The sequence below is a fragment of the Ensifer sp. B1-9 genome, from assembly GCF_050474445.1.
Taxonomy (GTDB): Bacteria; Pseudomonadota; Alphaproteobacteria; order Rhizobiales; family Rhizobiaceae; genus Ensifer.
In genome coordinates, this window is record NZ_JBCHVG010000003.1 from 138,934 (window position 1) to 155,915 (window position 16,982).

The 16,982-nt window shown below is 60.3% G+C and carries 13 protein-coding genes; 9 read left to right on the plus strand and 4 right to left on the minus strand.

The window, feature by feature from the left end:
• The first annotated feature begins 170 nt into the window (after positions 1–170).
• From ACQ5BM_RS06435 to ACQ5BM_RS06455, 5 genes are all read left to right on the plus strand, one after another.
• Positions 171–1,073, plus strand: a complete 903-nt coding sequence (locus tag ACQ5BM_RS06435; protein WP_429809306.1) for a carbohydrate ABC transporter permease — start codon at positions 171–173, stop codon at positions 1,071–1,073.
• Positions 1,070–1,897 carry a carbohydrate ABC transporter permease gene (locus ACQ5BM_RS06440; RefSeq protein ID WP_429809309.1) on the plus strand — a complete coding sequence of 276 codons (828 nt, stop codon included), beginning with the start codon at positions 1,070–1,072 and terminating at the stop codon, positions 1,895–1,897. The genes ACQ5BM_RS06435 and ACQ5BM_RS06440 overlap by 4 nt, the downstream gene beginning before the upstream one ends.
• Positions 1,894–2,967, plus strand: coding sequence for an ABC transporter ATP-binding protein (locus ACQ5BM_RS06445; protein WP_429809312.1), 1,074 nt, complete (start codon positions 1,894–1,896; stop codon positions 2,965–2,967). Before ACQ5BM_RS06440 ends, ACQ5BM_RS06445 begins: the two co-directional genes overlap by 4 nt.
• Positions 2,968–3,284: 317 nt before the next feature.
• Positions 3,285–3,422, plus strand: a complete 138-nt coding sequence (locus tag ACQ5BM_RS06450; protein WP_173519127.1) for a hypothetical protein — start codon at positions 3,285–3,287, stop codon at positions 3,420–3,422.
• A gap of 459 nt (positions 3,423–3,881) precedes the next feature.
• A complete protein-coding gene (locus ACQ5BM_RS06455) occupies positions 3,882–4,235 on the plus strand; it encodes a DUF6894 family protein (protein ID WP_429809315.1) in 354 nt (117 codons plus the stop codon).
• A 4-nt stretch (positions 4,236–4,239) separates the two neighbouring features.
• Here the strand turns inward: ACQ5BM_RS06455 and ACQ5BM_RS06460 are convergent, their stop codons facing one another.
• The 4 genes from ACQ5BM_RS06460 to selD form a co-directional block, all read right to left on the minus strand.
• Positions 4,240–5,499, minus strand: coding sequence for an adenylate/guanylate cyclase domain-containing protein (locus ACQ5BM_RS06460; RefSeq protein ID WP_429809318.1), 1,260 nt, complete (start codon positions 5,497–5,499; stop codon positions 4,240–4,242).
• Positions 5,496–5,885, minus strand: coding sequence for a response regulator (locus ACQ5BM_RS06465; protein WP_429809320.1), 390 nt, complete (start codon positions 5,883–5,885; stop codon positions 5,496–5,498). Before ACQ5BM_RS06465 ends, ACQ5BM_RS06460 begins: the two co-directional genes overlap by 4 nt.
• Positions 5,882–8,932, minus strand: coding sequence for a GAF domain-containing protein (locus ACQ5BM_RS06470; RefSeq protein WP_429809323.1), 3,051 nt, complete (start codon positions 8,930–8,932; stop codon positions 5,882–5,884). The genes ACQ5BM_RS06465 and ACQ5BM_RS06470 overlap by 4 nt, the downstream gene beginning before the upstream one ends.
• 599 nt (positions 8,933–9,531) lie before the next feature.
• The gene (gene selD, locus ACQ5BM_RS06475) at positions 9,532–10,590 is read right to left on the minus strand and encodes a selenide, water dikinase SelD (RefSeq protein WP_429809326.1); all 1,059 of its coding nucleotides are present in this window, start codon (positions 10,588–10,590) and stop codon (positions 9,532–9,534) included.
• Between the two features lie 609 nt (positions 10,591–11,199).
• On the opposite strand from selD, the gene fdnG reads away from it, so the two are divergent.
• Genes fdnG through fdhE form a run of 4 tightly spaced genes read left to right on the plus strand, consistent with a single transcriptional unit; the run spans position 11,200 to position 16,923 of the window.
• A complete protein-coding gene (gene fdnG, locus ACQ5BM_RS06480; RefSeq protein WP_429809329.1) occupies positions 11,200–14,286 on the plus strand; it encodes a formate dehydrogenase-N subunit alpha in 3,087 nt (1,028 codons plus the stop codon).
• A gap of 12 nt (positions 14,287–14,298) precedes the next feature.
• Positions 14,299–15,240: a formate dehydrogenase subunit beta gene (gene fdxH / locus ACQ5BM_RS06485; RefSeq protein ID WP_429809332.1), complete on the plus strand. Its 942-nt coding sequence runs from the start codon at positions 14,299–14,301 to the stop codon at positions 15,238–15,240.
• The gene (locus ACQ5BM_RS06490) at positions 15,237–15,956 is read left to right on the plus strand and encodes a formate dehydrogenase subunit gamma (protein ID WP_429809335.1); all 720 of its coding nucleotides are present in this window, start codon (positions 15,237–15,239) and stop codon (positions 15,954–15,956) included. The genes fdxH and ACQ5BM_RS06490 overlap by 4 nt, the downstream gene beginning before the upstream one ends.
• Before the next feature lie 49 nt (positions 15,957–16,005).
• Positions 16,006–16,923, plus strand: coding sequence for a formate dehydrogenase accessory protein FdhE (fdhE, locus tag ACQ5BM_RS06495; protein ID WP_429809337.1), 918 nt, complete (start codon positions 16,006–16,008; stop codon positions 16,921–16,923).
• Positions 16,924–16,982: the final 59 nt, after the last annotated feature.

The window sequence follows — 16,982 nt, forward strand, 5'->3', positions numbered from 1 at the left end:
TCCGGACTGACCGGAGGAGCCGGCCGCCTTTCACACGCGCTCAAACGCAACGAGGCGCTCGGGCGGAAACCGCAAAAACACGCTGCCTGTGTCGGCGTGTTCCCACACGTTCTAATTTGCAGGCCGAGCTGCGTAAGCCATGTGCTGGCGCCTTGGCGGCGGAGGAGCCCATGAAACGCTTTCTATCCAGCATGATCGACGGCCGCGGCTTCGATATCGGACTTGTCAGCCTGCCGCTCGCCTTCCTGCTCACTCTGTCCGGTCTGCCGCTGCTCTACAATATCGTCATGAGCTTCCAGGAGGTTGATATGTTCAGCCTCGGCAGTTTCTGGCGCCCCTTCGTTGGTCTCAAGAATTACCGCGATCTGTTCGCTCAGCCGGAAACATGGCCGATCCTTGCCAATACCGCGACCTTTGTCGTCGCCTCGATCGCCGGTCAATTCCTCGTCGGTTTCGGCCTGGCATTGTTCTTCTGGACGAATTTTCCAGGTGCTTCGTGGCTGCGGGGTCTGTTCCTGGTGTCCTGGGTGATGCCCGGGCTTGTGGTCGGTGCAATCTGGAACTGGATCCTCTCGGGCGACTTTGGAGTACTGAACTTTATCCTGCGCGAAACAGGTCTTATCGGTGGCAACATCTTCTGGCGCTCCGATCCCGATTTCTCGCTGTGGGCGGTCATTATCGCCAACATTTGGCTCGGCACATCCTTCAACATGATCCTGCTGTCTGTGGGACTGTCGGCCATCCCCCGCGATCTCTACGAGGCATCCGAGTTGGACGGCGCCAATGTTTGGCAGCGCTTCTGGACGATCACGCTGCCAATGATGCGCGCCTCGATCGGTGCCATCATCGCGCTCGGGCTTATCTTCACGCTGCAGCAATTCGATCTGTTCGCAGCCATCACCTCGGGAGGGCCGAACAATGCGTCAAACGTCACGCAATACTGGGCCTGGGATTTGTCGTTTCGGCAGTATGACTTTGCCAAGGGCGCGACGATCTCGGTGATCATGATCGTCTTCGTGATGATTGCCTCGGTCGTCTATGTACGCTCGACACGACATGAGGTGCGCGGATGAATAACGTCTCCCGTGATCGTCTGCTTTTCGCAGCCGCCATCATTCTCGCCGGCATCTATCTGTTCCCGCTCTATTGGATGTACATCACCACGATCAAGTCCGGGTCGGAGATGTTCGCCACGCCGCCGACCTTCTGGCCGACCGATCCTCAGTGGCAAATCTTCGGCAATGTCTGGCAAAGCCGGAATATGGGCCGGTATATCTGGAATTCGCTGGTTATCGCCTGCGGGGCGGTCAGTGTCATCGCGGTGCTTGGTGTCGGCTGCGCCTACGTGCTGGCGCGCTACCGCAACATCTGGGTCGATATCGGGCTCTTCCTCATCCTCATGCTGCAGGTGCTCCCGGCATCGCTGATGGTCACGCCGATCTTCGTGGGCTTTTCGCAAGTTGGACTGCTCAATTATCCGCGGCTTGCGGTCATCCTTGCGATTGCGGCGAAAAGCATGCCCTTCTTCGTCGTTCTGGTTCGCGCGACCTTCATGAGTGTGCCGCAGGAATTGGAGGAAGCAGCGCTCGTAGACGGCAACTCCAGGGTCGGCGCGTTCTTCAACATCGTCCTGCCGCTGGCACGAAACGGCATCCTCGTCAGCGCCATCCTGATCTTCATGCAGGCCTTCGGAGAGTTCGTCTATTCGAAATCGATGATCCAGGCTGTCGAGCTTCAACCAGCCAGCGTCGGTTTGAATTCCTTTATGGGGCCGAACACCAATGAATGGAACAACATCATGGCGTATGCGGCGATCTACGTGACGCCGATCCTCGCTATCTTCGTCCTCCTGCAACGCCGCATCGTCTCTGGCCTCACCTCGGGAGCGCTCAAATGACCGCCCAGATCGAACTGACCAATGTCAACAAGTACTATGGCGCCTATCATGCGCTGAAGGATATCGAGCTTTCGATCAGAAAGGGCAGTTTCACCGCGCTTGTCGGTCCTTCGGGTTGCGGCAAGTCGACACTGCTGCGGTCCCTGGCCGGATTGGAGAGCATATCGTCCGGCACCCTGAAGATCGACGGCCAGGTTATGAACGCTGTGCCTCCGCGCAAGCGGGATGTGGCGATGGTGTTCCAGTCATACGCGCTCTACCCGCACATGACGGTCGAGGAAAACCTGACCTACAGCCTGCGCATCAAGGGCGTTGCCAAGGCCGAGCGCAAGAGGGCGGCAAATGAAGTCGCCGCCGTGACAGGGCTTACGCATCTGCTCGGGCGCTATCCGCGTGAACTCTCCGGAGGCCAACGACAGCGCGTCGCGATGAGCCGAGCGATTATCCGTCATCCGAAGGCGTTCCTCTTCGACGAGCCGCTCTCCAATCTCGATGCGGCACTTCGCGTACATATGCGAAAGGAAATTCGCGCGCTGCACGACCGGCTCGGCGCCACGTCGGTCTATGTCACTCACGACCAGGTGGAAGCGATGACGATGGCCGACCATGTCGTCATCATGCGCGATGGAGTCATCGAGCAACAGGGCAGCCCGCTTGAGCTTTATGACCGGCCGGCGAACAAGTTTGTGGCCGGGTTCATCGGATCTCCGGCCATGAATTTTTTGCCCGCGATCGGCGGCCAGGATGGGCAGTCGATCATCCTGGATCTCGGCGTCAAACAAACAATCGCCATCAACCGGGCGGTGCGGCCGGGGCAGGCCCTGAGCATCGGTTTGCGTCCAGAGCATATCGAGCTTGCTGCGCCGGATCAGGGCGTTCTCTCGGCGCCAGTGGCCCTGGTCGAATCGACCGGGGCGACCTGCTTTTTGACGATGGCAACGACGCCCGAGCTTTCGGTGGTCTACAATGGCCGATCGGAGACGCGAGCCGGCGACAGGGTCGGGCTGAACTTCGCCCCCGGCAGCATTCATCTTTTCGACGCCGAAACCGAACGGCGCGTGCTGGGCTGAGGGCAAATGGCTATCGGCGGGTTTGCCGACGTTCCGCCGAGGCCCTTGCGACCACGGCGGCAAAGATCACACAATGTATCGATCGAGCGCCGGGTCAACATTTGGCCGAGAGGCTAATCGGATTCGGCTGTGCGGATGATCACGACCATCCCGCGAGGAGCCAGATGGATCGGAGTGGCGCGATCGTCACGGTTGTGCGTCTTCGTTTCGACGTATTCGTTCGAATGCAGGGTTTGGTTGAAAATCGTGCTGTCGCCTGGTTGTCCGAGCCTTTGCCGATGACTATGTGTGCGGCAGCCAAGAAGGGATCAAACTCAATGCGTATTGTCACATTGTTGCTCGTACTCTCCGCGCTTGCCGGATGCGCCCAGACCGCCGGCGGTGCGAGCAGTGTCAGAGAGGATTACTACGGCGGTGACGGCGGTTTCTATGCGGGCGCCGTTGCCCCGCGCTGAAGCGGCGCCGGCGGCGTTGCAAGTGCGCTGCTGATGACCCTGAAAACCCCGACAGCGACTGGGATCCGACAAGCCGAATCGGCTCGGATGACGGGGGCATCGCCTTCGACGAGCTTGACATTATGGTCCCAGGGCAATTGTGCAACAGGTTGTTGCACGATTTGCCGGTTGGGAACGCCTCAGCAAAGGCGCGCGAATACTTGGGGTTTCGTCGCGCCGAAGATCTGCGGCGAGCCGATCGATGACGCGGCTGCCTCGTCCCTTAGCATTTTGGCGTGCCAAGATCTCGCAGCCGATGCTCCAAAAGAGCAGAGCGAGTTCTCGGTTACGACAAATGAAACTACTGGTCGCGCCCGACAAAGCAATCAGGCGGCGAGGGGTGTCACGCAACTGTCACGCGCAAATTACTTTAGAAACTGCTAAGAAGTGGAAAAGCCATGCCGGTGTTCGAGTACGAAGATGCGCCGATATCTCTTCCACATTCATCTTCTTGGGACGGTCAATCGCGACCACACCGGAACGTTTCATGCCAGCGACAGCCAGGCGGTGGCGCGCGGGCGATCGGTTGCGGACAGGATCGCAGAAAACGACAGGCACCGGAGCGTAATCGTGACTGTTGAAAGGGCAGGTGGCCCTGTTTTGGCGCGCGTCACTGCGACGAAGGCCATGCCGCCCTGGCAGTCTGCAAGCTCGAAGTTCGAACACGCCTGGCGGGAACTGCCGGCGTGGATACCAGCCAACTCCCGAGGGATTGCGCCCGCGCGTTCAGGGAGGAATGAAGGTTTGGACGATGAGCTGGTCCTGAAAGGCTAGCCGATCAGTGGAAATTCTTGAGGTTGATGGTTGCGCTGAATTCGCCGTTCATGAGTCGCTTCAGGTGAAAGCCAGCGAGCGGGTCCTCCGGATTGCGACCGACCAGCGCAGCGAATGAAGCTACAGCACGAGGATCGCCGGCCTCCAGCTCTTCGAATGCAGCCATGTACGCCTGCGTTGCGCCACTGGCATAGATTTCGGGCTCAAGCGGCTCGAACGCGCGGATCGGCTCCACCCTACCTCTCAGCAGGAGGTCGCCAACAGGGCGACCGCAAAACCCCTGCATGTTCGCCGCGAGGCTGCCACTCACGCAAATACGCGTGCCAAGCGACTTGTTGGCCGCTTCCAGACGCGCGGCAACGTTGATGGTGTCGCCGTAGGCGCTATAGTCGAAGAACTTTCCTCCGCCGAAGTTGCCGACTACGGCCGTGCCGGCATGTGCACCAATCCGGGTGTGGCCGAGGGCTATTCCCTTTCTGCGCCAGTGTTCTCGAAAAGACCGTGCGAAAGCGTCAAGGGCGAATGAACAGGCGATCGCGCGACTGGCATGGTCCGACTGATCGACCGGCGCACCGAAAAGGACATGCAGTGCGTCGCCAATGACCTTGGCGACAGTTCCGTCGTGGGTAAACACGATGTCCGTCATGCCGACGATGTAATCATTGAGGAGTTGCCCAAGCACGTTCGGCTCGATCGTTTCCGCCAGTGTGGTGAACCCGGTCAGATCAGTAAACAACGACGCAACGTCCCGGCGCTTTCCACCAAGATCGAGGGCGTCGGCGCCGTTGGCCAGGCGTTCGGCAAGGTTTGGCGAAAAGTAGCGGGAAAGCGACGCGCGCGCCTGCTCGGCCGCAGACTGCCTGCGTTGCGCCTCACGCAACGTCTCCACATGGTGGATCGTCTTGACGATCGTCGCCTCCAGATCGGGAAAGTCGATCGGCTTCGTTACGAAATCATAGGCGCCGCGGTTCATCGCGATGCGGATGTTGGCCATGTCGCTGTAGGCGGAGACGATTATCGTGGATAGGTCCTCGTCCATCTGCTGAAGCTTCGCCAGCAGCGACAGGCCATCCATACGCGGCATGTTGATGTCGCTCAGCACAATATCCACGTCACGATTGGCCGCAAGCATGGCCAAGGCGTCAACTCCGTCGCGGGCGAACAGGAAATGCAATGATCCGTCACGGACCTGCTTCCGGAATTTCTGGAGAAGAAGCATCTCCAGGTCCGGCTCGTCGTCTACAACGAGTATCTTTGTGTTCATGCGGCGGGCCCAACTCGACTGTCGATTTCTTCTCGCAACGCGCTGAAGTCGATCGGCTTGGTGAGCAACGCTTCTGCGCCACTTTCCATGGCTCTTCGCTTCGTATCCGGATCGCCATAGGCAGTGATCATGATCACCGGCACATCAGGCCGTACGCTCTTCGCCTTCGACAGCAATTCGAGCCCGCTCATGCCTGGCATGTTAACGTCGGACAGGATGAGGATGAGCGTGACGTCGCTTGCATCGGCGATCCTTACGAGTGCCGATGACGCTGATTGCGCGAACTCCATGACAAACCGGCCGGCGCGCAGGTCGTGCCGGAACTGCTGTCTGAAAAGCAACTCGACGTCAGGCTCGTCATCGACCACCAGGATGAGGAGGCTCATGATCTGCCCTCCGGCGCTGACATCGCCGGGGTAATCCGCGGCAGTCGAATGCGAAACTCGGTGTAATGACCAAGCTCAGTGTCCACCTCGATGGAACCGGCATGCTGCTTGACGATGATGTCGTGGCTGAGCGACAGGCCGAGACCCGTCCCCTCGCCAGCAGGCTTGGTTGTGAAGAAAGGATTGAACATCTTCTCTCTCACCTCTGGCGGGATTCCGACACCATTATCACGGATGATGATCTCAACGCTGTCTCCGAGGTCCCTGGTCGCCGCCGCGAGCGTCGGCTCATAACTGTCGCCGGCCTCGGATGGTGCGCGTTTGCTCGTTGCGTAGAAGCCGTTGGAGATGAGGTTGAGCAGCACGCGCGTGATCTCCTGCGGGTACAGGTCGACTTCCCCGGCCGCCGGATCGAGTGATTTCTCGAGCGTGATCGTGAACCCCTGCTTTTCCGCTCGAGCGCCATGATAGGCGAGATTGAGGCTCTCCTCGACGATGGCGTTGATATTGGTCGGCCTGCGCGCGCCCGCTCCCTGACGCGAATGCAGGAGCATGTTCTTGACGATTGAATCGGCGCGCTTGCCGTGCTGGACGATCTTTTCAAGATTACCCTTTATCGTCTCGGCGAGCGTGTCGATCTCGGCGCGCGGCGCGCCGTCGGATACAGCGCCGTCGAGCGCCTGCTGAAGCTCTTCGAGCAACTCCACCGACAGCGCCGAGAAATTGTTCACGAAGTTCAACGGGTTCTTGATCTCGTGCGCAATTCCGGCGGTCAGTTGCCCGAGCGAGGCGAGCTTTTCCGTCTGGATCAACCGGTCCTGAGTGGCTTTGAGTTCCTCAAGGGAGCGCGACAGTTCCTCGGTTCTCGTCTGCACTTCCTGAAAAAGACGCACGTTCTCGATGGCAATCACGGCCTGGTCGGCAAAGGTCGATGCTAACTCGACCTGCTTGTCGGTGAAGGGTCGCACGGTGGAGCGGGTCAATGCAAGCACCCCGATCGGGCTTCCCTCACGAAGGAGTGGTACGCCAAGCACGGTACGAAACCCCCCAAGTCTTTGCGCTTCCGGCATGGCGTAGTCGGGATCGTCGAGGACGTCGGCCACCTGAACCGGCCGCACTTCGAGCAATGTTCGCCCGACTATGCTGCCGCGCCCCGGCTCCAGCGGCAGTGCTCGAAAATATTGGTCGAATTCCTGCGAGAAGCCGTAGCTGGCGACTGGATAATGCGCGTCGCCCATCGGCCGGGTCATCGTCGCCATGTCCGCCTCGCAGAGGCGGGCAGCGGACGCTACAAGGGTATCCAGAACCGATTGCAGGTCGAATGCGGAACGGCTGATAACCTTCAACACCTCGGCCGTCGCCGTCTGCTGTTCCAGCGCTTCGGCCAGTTCGGCGGTCCGCGACTTCACTTCATCGAACAGCCGCACGTTCTCAATTGCTATGACCGCCTGGTCGGCAAATGTCTGGAGAAGGTCGATCTGCTTCTCGGCAAATGGCTTGACTTCAGTTCGTCGTATGACGAGGCCACCGATGGCCTCCTGTTGCCGCAGCAGGGGCGCGGCCAAGATCGTGCGATGCCCCATCCGCACGGCCATGCTCTGGCCGTCCGGGTATTCGTCGGCAGCGGCCGTCAGGTCGGGCACATGAACCGGTTTTCTGTCAACGACGGCCCGCCCGGTCACCCAGCCCCGCGACACTGGCCAGCCGACGAAATCGATCGGTATTGGCCCGTGATGCGCCCTCAAGTAGAGCGTGTCTCCATCCTTTAGGAAAATGGCTGCATCATAGGCCTCGCATAGCCGCACCGCCGATTCGACAAGCGTAACGAGCACCGTCTGGAGATCGAAGGTCGACCGACTGATGACCTTGAGGACATCCGCTGTCGCAGTTTGCTGCTGCAGTGCCTCCTTGAGGTCGAGATTGCGCTTCTCCAGATCCGAAAACAGTCGAACATTCTCGATCGCTATCCCCGCCTGGTCGGCAAAGGTCTTGAGGAGATCGACCTGCCGATCGGGAAACAATCCTGGTTCGGTTCGGGCCACGACAATGGTGCCGATAGGAACACCACCGCGCATGATCGGGGCGGCCAGCAGGCTTCGGTGGTTCAACGCTTGAGACCTGATGGCGGGATGCATAACGTATTCTGGATCGACGAGCCGGTCCGGTATCTGTTCCACCGATCGGCTGAGGATCGAGCGCCCGGCCGCAGTGCCTCGACCGGGTGGGGCTGGAAGCACCGCGCTCTCGGGTTCCAGCCGGTGATGCGCCACGAAATGCAACAGCTCGCCATCATAGCGAAACACGTGACAGAATTGCGCGCCGCACAGCCGGGCGGCGCGCTGGGCGATCGTGTCGAACACGGGCTGCGCATCGGTCGGTGAGGTCGAGATGACGCGAAGTATTTCGCTGGTCGCCGTCTGCTGTTCGAGCGCCTCGCCAATCTCTCGGTTGCGCGCTTGCGCCTCCTCGAAAAGACGGACGTTCTCGATCGCGATCACGGCTTGATCGGCGAAGGTTCGCAGGAGTTTGATCTGCCGTTCTGGAAAGTATCCGACCGCACGTCGACTAACGCCAATCGCTCCGATCGGACGCCCGTTCAGCATCAGCGGCACGCCGATCGAGCTGCGATAGGACACGATTTTCGCCAGGGGCAGCAACTGGTATTCAGGATCGGCAAATACGTCAGGAATCTGCTCTATGGCACCGCTGAGAACGGCTCGTCCCGTTACATAGCCCCTGTAGGGTTTCCGCGGGAAACTTGCGTGGGCCGCTTCAATGCCTTCACGGGATATGCCGTGATAGGCGACGGAATGCAGGAGCGCACCGTCGAACCGAAACACAAAGCAGAATTCTGCCGCGCACAGCCTTGCTGCGCTTTTCGCGATCGCATCGAAGACGGGCTGTGCGGAGCTGGTCGAGGTCGGAATGACCCGCAATATTTCGCTCGTCGCCGTCTGTTGCTCGAGGGCCTCGTCAAGCTCCCGCTTCAGCAGCTCGACCTGTTGTCTGAGACTGACGCTTGATTCATCCGCCTCGCGCCCCTCCACTGCAGTATCCCCCCATGCAATCAGCTTGCGTCGAGCGCGAGGTCACCACCACGGGGTGCGCCATGGCCGGCGCCAGAGTGGGTAGAATACTCCAACTGATAAGGTGTGACGAGGTTACTTCAGTGCCATGCTCGTCTGAGACGGCGTCTGGACCAGGCGGCAACTACACTCGACGACGAGACTACTGGCTCGAGCGGAACCTTAGTTTCGTCAGTTAGTATTTGCAGCGCGAGTATTAGATTATGTCAGCGAACGTTCCTGTGCCGCCGAGGAAGGGCATCCGAAACCACGGCCAGAGCGCAGTCGCGATCCCTACAACGTCATCCGCCGCGCGACACGACAGACGCGCCAGCGACAAACCCAAATAGCAAGGCCGCCTCTGAATCGTGAGGCCGATTACGGTCCGCCAGCCCTGGAGCCAATAGCGACCGGAGCCACGGCAACGACGTCTATTTCGCTCTGAAAATCAAGCATCGCCCCTTCGCAAATGCGGTCCATTCAACACGGCTGCCACGAGCAGGTGAGCGTCAAGCGCCACCGAACCGGCAGATTTATTCCGTTGCTAGAGCAAACCAATACTCCGGAAGATCGACCGGCCCTCAGGCAACGATGCGAACTCCAGGCTCGCCTTCCTCGACCTCACCAATGATCCTGGCGGCGGGATAGCCTGCCGCAACGATGTGCTGAAGCAGATCCTGCGCTCGGCGGGCGCTGCATGATACAAGAAGACCGCCGGAGGTTTGGGGATCGGTCAAGACCTGGCGTTGCCACATCGGGAGAGCATCGGGCAAAGAGACGTCCGTGCCATAACTGGCCCAGTTTCGATCGGATGCGCCGGTCACGAATCCTTGCTCGGCGAGCTCGGCGCAGCGGGAAAAGAGGGCAAGGTTGCCCGCCTTCAGCGATAACAGCTTCTTTGATCCGCGTGCCATCTCCAAAGCGTGACCGAGCACACCGAAGCCGGTGACGTCGGTGACGGCGTGCACATCAGGGTCCGTAGCCAGTTCCGTGCCGATACTGTTAAGACGCGTCGTCGACGCGATGAGCTCTGCGTAGGCATCCGATGGCAGCGCCCCCTTCTTGAAGGCCGCTGAATAGATCCCGACACCGAGTGCCTTTGTCAGGATCAGCGCGTCGCCGGTTCGGGCGCTGCTGTTGCGCCGAATGCTGTCTGCCGGACATGTTCCGATCACTGCCAGGCCATAGATGGGCTCGGGAGAATCGATCGAGTGGCCACCCGCCACCGGAATGCCTGCCTCTGCGCAAATTGCGGCGCCGCCTTTCAAGATCTCCCGCACCATTTCAGCCGCCATCTTGGCGATCGGCATGCCGACAATGGCGAGCGCCATAATGGGCCTGCCGCCCATGGCATAGACGTCGGAGATGGCGTTGGTCGCCGCGATGCGACCGAAATCGAACGGATCGTCGACCATCGGCATGAAGAAATCAGTGGTCGCGACCACGCAGGTTTCATCGTCAAGCTGCCAGACCGCGGCGTCGTCGCCCGTCTCCGTACCAACGAGAAGGCGGGCGAAGTCGCCCGCGGGTTGATGGACAAGCAATTGCTGCAGAACCGAGGGCGCCAGCTTGCAGCCGCAGCCGCCGCCGTGGGCAAGTGCGGTCAGCCGGAGGGGCGTCGTTGCGGTCGAGGTATCCATGATTGCCTCCCATGCGTCGCAAGGATGATCTTCAGCCCGCTCCCAGTCCGTTCACAAATTTGACGTGAGCGGATCACGCATTCAATCGCATCCGGCTCGAGAGTGCCTGTGCTTCCAATCACATCCGCACAGGTCGCCGTAGCACTTTGAAGTTACTGTAGTCGCGCCTTGTTGAACCGACTTCCGCCGGTGGATACTTGCGGGATTCGAATGCCGGTCCGTCTGCTCAAATGTTGCAGAATATGAGCGGGCACAATTCGAAGCGATCGCCGACTGCGGCGGCGAAATGTCAGTTCGATGTGGAGCGCCCCGAAACTCGGGAGCGGCGAGCAAGCTCATGAATTGAATATGGTCGATCGCGAATAGGGCGTCAATTCGGGTTTCGTTAATGTCCCGCAACGGGGGCGACGGCCGCCAGTCCAAATATATGGCTTTGGACTTAACTAGAGAATGGCCTTCGCGTTTATCTTTCTTATTAAATTGACAATAGAAAGCGGACAGCTAAGATTTTAATTTCAAAGGCCGAGTTATGCCTGAGTATGCGAAGGCATACCAAGGTTTCCGGCGCGCCCCTGTTGGCAAAGCCGGTATTCAGGGAGGTATCATGGCATGAACATGGAACTCTCGCGGCGCCAATTTTTGGGTGCGGCCGGTGCTGGGGTTGCGGCCACGGCGCTTGGCTCCCTGGGTTTTGGTGAAATCGAGGCGGCGCATGCCGAAGCGATCCGCGCCTTCAAGCTGGTAAACACCACCGAAACCCGCAACACGTGCCCCTATTGTTCCGTCGCATGCGGCGTCATCATGTATTCGAAGGGCGACCGGAAGAAGGGCGAGCAGGCGGAGATCATCCATATCGAGGGTGACACCGACCACCCGACCAACCGCGGCACGCTCTGTCCCAAGGGGGCGGCACTGCTCGATTTCGTGAAGTCGGAAACGCGGCTGAAATATCCGATGATCCGCAAGCCGGGGTCGGACACGTTCGAACGAATAAGCTGGGATGACGCCCTTGACCGGATCGTCCGGCTGATGAAGGACGACCGCGACGCCAATTTCATCGAGAGGAACGAGGCAGGCGTGCCGGTGAACCGGTGGATAACGACCGGCTTCCTCGCTGCCTCGGCGACAACGAACGAAACGGCATGGGAGACCTACAAGGTCGTCCGCAGCGCCGGGATGCTGGTCTTCGACAACCAAGCGCGTGTCTGACACGGCCCCACGGTAGCCAGTTTGGCTCCAACATTCGGCCGCGGCGCAATGACCAACTCCTGGACGGACATCAAGAACACCGACCTCGTGATCATCATGGGCGGCAATGCCGCCGAGGCGCATCCGTGCGGTTTCAAATGGGTGACCGAGGCGAAGGCCAATCGTGGCGCGAAGCTCATCGTCGTCGATCCGCGTTTCACCCGCTCCGCATCGGTCGCCGATTTCTACGCGCCGATCCGCCAGGGCACAGACATTGCCTTCCTGCTCGGCGTGATCAACTACTGCATCCAGAACGACAAGGTGCAGTGGGACTATGTCAAGGCGTTCACCAATGCCAGCTACATCGTCAAGGACGGCTTCGCTTATAAGGACGGGCTGTTCACCGGCTATGACGAAGCCAAGCGCGACTACGACAAGTCGACCTGGGACTATGTGATCGGCCCCGACGGCTATGCTGTCGTGGACGACACGCTGACCAATCCGCGCTGCGTTTGGAACCTGCTAAAAGAGCATGTCTCCGTCTACACCCCCGAACTGGTTGAGCGCATCTGCGGCACACCGAAGGACAAGTTCCTGAAGGTGGCGGAAATGGTCTCGGAATGCTCGTCGCCGACCAAGGTAATGACCTCGATGTATGCGCTCGGCTGGACGCAGCATTCGAAGGGCTCGCAGAACATCCGCTCCATGGCGATGCTGCAGTTGATCCTCGGCAATATCGGCATGCGCGGCGGCGGCATGAATGCGCTGCGCGGCCATTCGAACATCCAGGGCCTCACCGATGTCGGGCTTATGTCGAACCTCCTGCCCGGCTACCTGACGATACCGACCGACAAAGAGATTGATCTCGAGACCTACATGTCGACGCGCGGCTACAAGCCGCTTCGGCCGAACCAGATGAGCTACTGGCAGAACTACCGGAAGTTCTTCATCAGCTTCCAGAAGGCGATGTGGGGCACGGCGGCGACGCCGGAGAACAATTTCGCCTATGACTGGCTGCCGAAGCTCGACGTTGCAGGCTACGACCTCCTGCGCGCGTTCGAGCTGATGAACCAGGGCAAGATGACGGGATATCTCTGCCAGGGCTTCAACCCGCTGCTGGCCGCCCCGAACCGCAAGAAGCTGACGGATTCCCTGTCGAAACTAAAATTCCTCGTCACCATGGATCCGCTCGATACCGAGACATCGCGTTTCTGGGAGAACCACGGCGAGTACAACGATGTCGACCCCTCGCAGATCCAGACGGAGGTCATCCAGTTACCCTCCACCTGTTTTGCCGAAGACGAGGGGTCGCTGACCAATTCCAGCCGCTGGCTGCAGTGGCATTGGCCCGGCGGCACGCCTCCAGGCGAGGCGAAGACAGACAACTGGATCATGGCGCAGATCCATGTGCGGCTGAAGGAGCTCTACCGCAAGGAAGGAGGAAAGTTTCCGGATCCGATCGTCAATCTCGACTGGGCCTATGCCGATCCAAATGAGCCGACCGCCGAAGAACTTGCCAAGGAGATCAACGGCAAGGCGCTTGCCACCGTCTACGATACAGCCGACCCGACAAAGGTCGTAGCGGAGGCCGGTAAGCTCTTGCCCGGCTTTGCGGCGCTGCGCGATGACGGCTCGACCGCGTGCGGCTGCTGGGTCTATTCCGGCTGCTTCAATGAGAACGGCAACAACATGGCCCGGCGCGACACGTCGGATCCGGACGAGACCGGCGCCTATTCCAAGTGGACGTTCTCGTGGCCTGCCAACCGCCGCATCCTCTACAACAGGGCCTCGGCGGACATAAATGGCAAGCCATGGGATCCGAGCCGCAAGATAATTGAATGGGACGGCACGAAATGGTCGGGCTACGACGTGCCCGATATCATGCCGACGGCAAAGCCTGGCGATGTCGGGCCGTTCATCATGAATCCGGAAGGGGTCTCTCGCCTCTTCACAAGGGGAATGATGCGCGACGGGCCGTTCCCGGCGCATTACGAGCCGTTCGAATCGCCGCTCGACAATCTCGTCGCCCCGAAAGTGCGTGGCAATCCGGCGGCGCGGGTGTTCAAGGGCGACTTCGAGCAGTTTGCCGAGACCGCCTCGAAGGAGTTCCCCTATGCCGCGACCTCCTACCGATTGACCGAGCACTTCCATTACTGGACCAAGCATGTCCGGGTGAACGCCGTGCTGCAGCCGGAATTCTTCGTCGAGATTTCGGAGGAACTCGCGGCCGAAAAGGGCATCACCAAGGGTGGCTGGGTGCGCGTCTGGTCAAAGCGCGGATCGATCCAGGCCAAGGCGGTCGTCACCAAGCGGATCAAGCCGCTGATCTGCGACGGCAAGCCCGTCCACGTCGTCGGCATCCCCTTGCACTGGGGCTTCACCGGCGCAGCCAGGAAGGGCTTCGGACCGAACTCGCTGACGCCCTTCGTCGGCGATGCCAACATAGAGACGCCGGAATACAAGGCGTTCCTGGTCAATATCGAGCCCATTGCCGGGCCGGTGGCGTAGGAGGCATGAACCATGTTCCCGCCCGTCCCAAACCCCACCACCGTACCTCAACAACCGAAGTTCGGCGAAAAGGACCTGATGCGGCGATCGGCGTCGACCGTGACGCCGCCGGCCCAGCGACAGACCGAGGTGGCGAAACTCATCGACGTCTCGAAATGCATCGGCTGCAAGGCCTGCCAATCGGCCTGCATCGAATGGAACGACACTCATCCGCAACTCGAGAGCAATACGGGCGTCTACGAAAATCCACATGACCTGACCCCCGACATGTTCACGCTGATGCGGTTCACCGAGTGGGAGAATCCGGAGACGAACAATCTGGAATGGCTGATCCGGAAGGACGGCTGCATGCATTGCGAGGACCCAGGCTGCCTCAAGGCGTGCCCGGCACCCGGTGCTATCGTTCAATATTCGAACGGCATCGTCGATTTCGTCCACGAGAACTGCATCGGTTGCGGCTATTGCGTCAAAGGATGCCCATTCAACATTCCGCGGATTTCCGAGGTCGATCACACCGCCTACAAATGCACGCTTTGCTCTGATCGCATCGCCGTCGGCCAGGGACCGGCCTGCGCCAAGGCCTGCCCGACTCAGGCGATCGTCTTCGGCACCAAGGAGGAGATGAAGAAACATGCGGAGGGGCGGGTCACCGACCTGAAGTCTCGCGGGTTTGCGAATGCGGGCCTTTACGATCCGCCGGGGGTTGGCGGTACACATGTCATGTATGTGCTGCACCATGCCGACAAGCCGGAGATTTATGCCGGCCTGCCCAACAATCCGACGATCAGCCCGATCGTCGAGGCCTGGAAGGGCGTGACGAAATATGCCGGCCTCGCCGTCATGGGCGTCGCGGCGGTCACCGGCTTCCTGCATTACATGGTCAACGGCCCGAACCGCGTTTCCGAAGAAGACGAGGAGGCCGCTGAGCGGCTCACGGGAGATCGGCCCTCATGAGTACGGATACTGGATATGACGTCGGGAAAGGCGACAGCGTTCACCCCGGCAAACCCGTCACGGTCGATCGCTATACCGGCGGCGCGCGGATCAACCATTGGATCACCGCCACGAGCCTCGTCCTGCTCGCGCTTTCCGGCCTATCCCTGTTCCATCCGCGGCTGTTCTTCCTGTCGGCGCTCTTCGGCGGCGGTCAATGGGTGCGGACCATTCACCCCTGGATCGGTGTCGTCCTTTTCTTCAGCTTCCTTGGTCTTTTCCTGCGCTTCTGGAAGCTCAATCTCTGGAAACGGGAAGATGGCACCTGGCTTGCACGCGTGCGCGACGTACTCGCTGCCCATGATGAGCGCCTGCCTGAAGTCGGCAAGTACAATGCCGGGCAGAAGCTGGTCTTCTGGTCCATGTCGATCCTGATCATCGTGCTGATAGGGTCCGGTATCGTCATATGGAATCAGTATTTCGCGGCTTACACCACGATCGAGCAGCAGCGATGGGCCCTTCTTGTGCACTCGATCGCCGCCATCCTCGCGATCAGCGTCTGGATCACGCATGTCTATGCAGCGATCTGGGTAAAGGGTACGATACGGGCAATGGTACGTGGTTCCGTAACGGGCGGGTGGGCGTGGCGGCATCACCGGAAGTGGTTGCGCGAACTGGTCACTAGACCGCCGACGAAAGAGCCGACAGCAGACAGAAAAAAGACCGTAGCCGAGTAGTTTTTCTGGGTTCGCATCACGTGACCCGTCGGGTTCGTGAGGGAGTGTGATGACACGCAAAGACGCCGCAGCGCCCGATCCGACCGCTATTGGAGACGTCTCCTCGCCACCCTTTGCGCGCCTGCCAAACACGGCGTCCCTCTTTGCCACGCGAGCCACGCGTTTCAGTCATCTGGCCGAGGCGAGCGGACTTGCGCCCTATCTCAACTTCCTTGCGGGACTGACGACCGCGCAGCATCTCATCCAAGCCGACCTCCCGCCCGCCGAGAGCCCCGACGCCGCGACGCTCCTGCGCGCCCGCGAGTTCGAAATGCCGCCACTCCACTGCAACAGGATCGGGGACGGCGAAGCAATCCACGCCATATTCGACCGTCTGTTCGCCGCCGCTGACGCGATCGAGAAGCCGGCCGCAGCCGCCGGGGCTCTCGCTCGGGTGATCGGTGCCGATCGTGACGCACGTCTCGCCATGGCCGGAACCGTCCTCTCCGGCTCATTGCCTGGAGACGCGGTTGCCGAGCACATCTTCGTCTGGGCCGCGCTTCAGGTGCAGTTCGCCCGGCTGGCATCCGTGCTTGACCCCGCCACGCTAAGGCCGGTCGCCGACGGCATTTGCCCGGCCTGCGGTGGCAGGCCCGCATCGTCCATGGTCGTCGGCTGGCCGGGCTCTCACGGCGCACGCTTCTGCTGCTGCTCGCTTTGCTCGACGCTCTGGCACTATGTCCGCATTAAGTGCGTGCTTTGCGGCTCCACCAAGGGGATCGCCTATCGCGAGATCGAGAACCACGGCGGCACCGTCAAGGCCGAAACCTGCGACGAATGCCATGGCTGGACGAAGATCTTCTATCAGAACAGAGCACCGGCGACCGAGCCGATCGCCGACGATGTTGCGAGCCTCAGCCTCGATCTCCTGATGCGTGAAGGCCCCTATCGCCGGGGCGGGTTTGCACCGCTTCTGGCCGGAATCTAGAGCGAGATGAGGAAAGGTTTTTCCGCCGGCATCCCGTTCTAATTTGTTAGGGTCGGATC

Coding starts and splice junctions, on each gene's coding strand:
- ACQ5BM_RS06435 (WP_429809306.1), top strand. CDS start 171: ATGAAACGCTTTCTATCCAGCATGATCGACGGCCGCGGCTTCGATATC.
- ACQ5BM_RS06440 (WP_429809309.1), top strand. CDS start 1,070: ATGAATAACGTCTCCCGTGATCGTCTGCTTTTCGCAGCCGCCATCATT.
- ACQ5BM_RS06445 (WP_429809312.1), top strand. CDS start 1,894: ATGACCGCCCAGATCGAACTGACCAATGTCAACAAGTACTATGGCGCC.
- ACQ5BM_RS06450 (WP_173519127.1), top strand. CDS start 3,285: ATGCGTATTGTCACATTGTTGCTCGTACTCTCCGCGCTTGCCGGATGC.
- ACQ5BM_RS06455 (WP_429809315.1), top strand. CDS start 3,882: ATGCGCCGATATCTCTTCCACATTCATCTTCTTGGGACGGTCAATCGC.
- ACQ5BM_RS06460 (WP_429809318.1), bottom strand. CDS start 5,499: ATGAACACAAAGATACTCGTTGTAGACGACGAGCCGGACCTGGAGATG.
- ACQ5BM_RS06465 (WP_429809320.1), bottom strand. CDS start 5,885: ATGAGCCTCCTCATCCTGGTGGTCGATGACGAGCCTGACGTCGAGTTG.
- selD (WP_429809326.1), bottom strand. CDS start 10,590: ATGGATACCTCGACCGCAACGACGCCCCTCCGGCTGACCGCACTTGCC.
- fdxH (WP_429809332.1), top strand. CDS start 14,299: ATGTTCCCGCCCGTCCCAAACCCCACCACCGTACCTCAACAACCGAAG.
- ACQ5BM_RS06490 (WP_429809335.1), top strand. CDS start 15,237: ATGAGTACGGATACTGGATATGACGTCGGGAAAGGCGACAGCGTTCAC.
- fdhE (WP_429809337.1), top strand. CDS start 16,006: ATGACACGCAAAGACGCCGCAGCGCCCGATCCGACCGCTATTGGAGAC.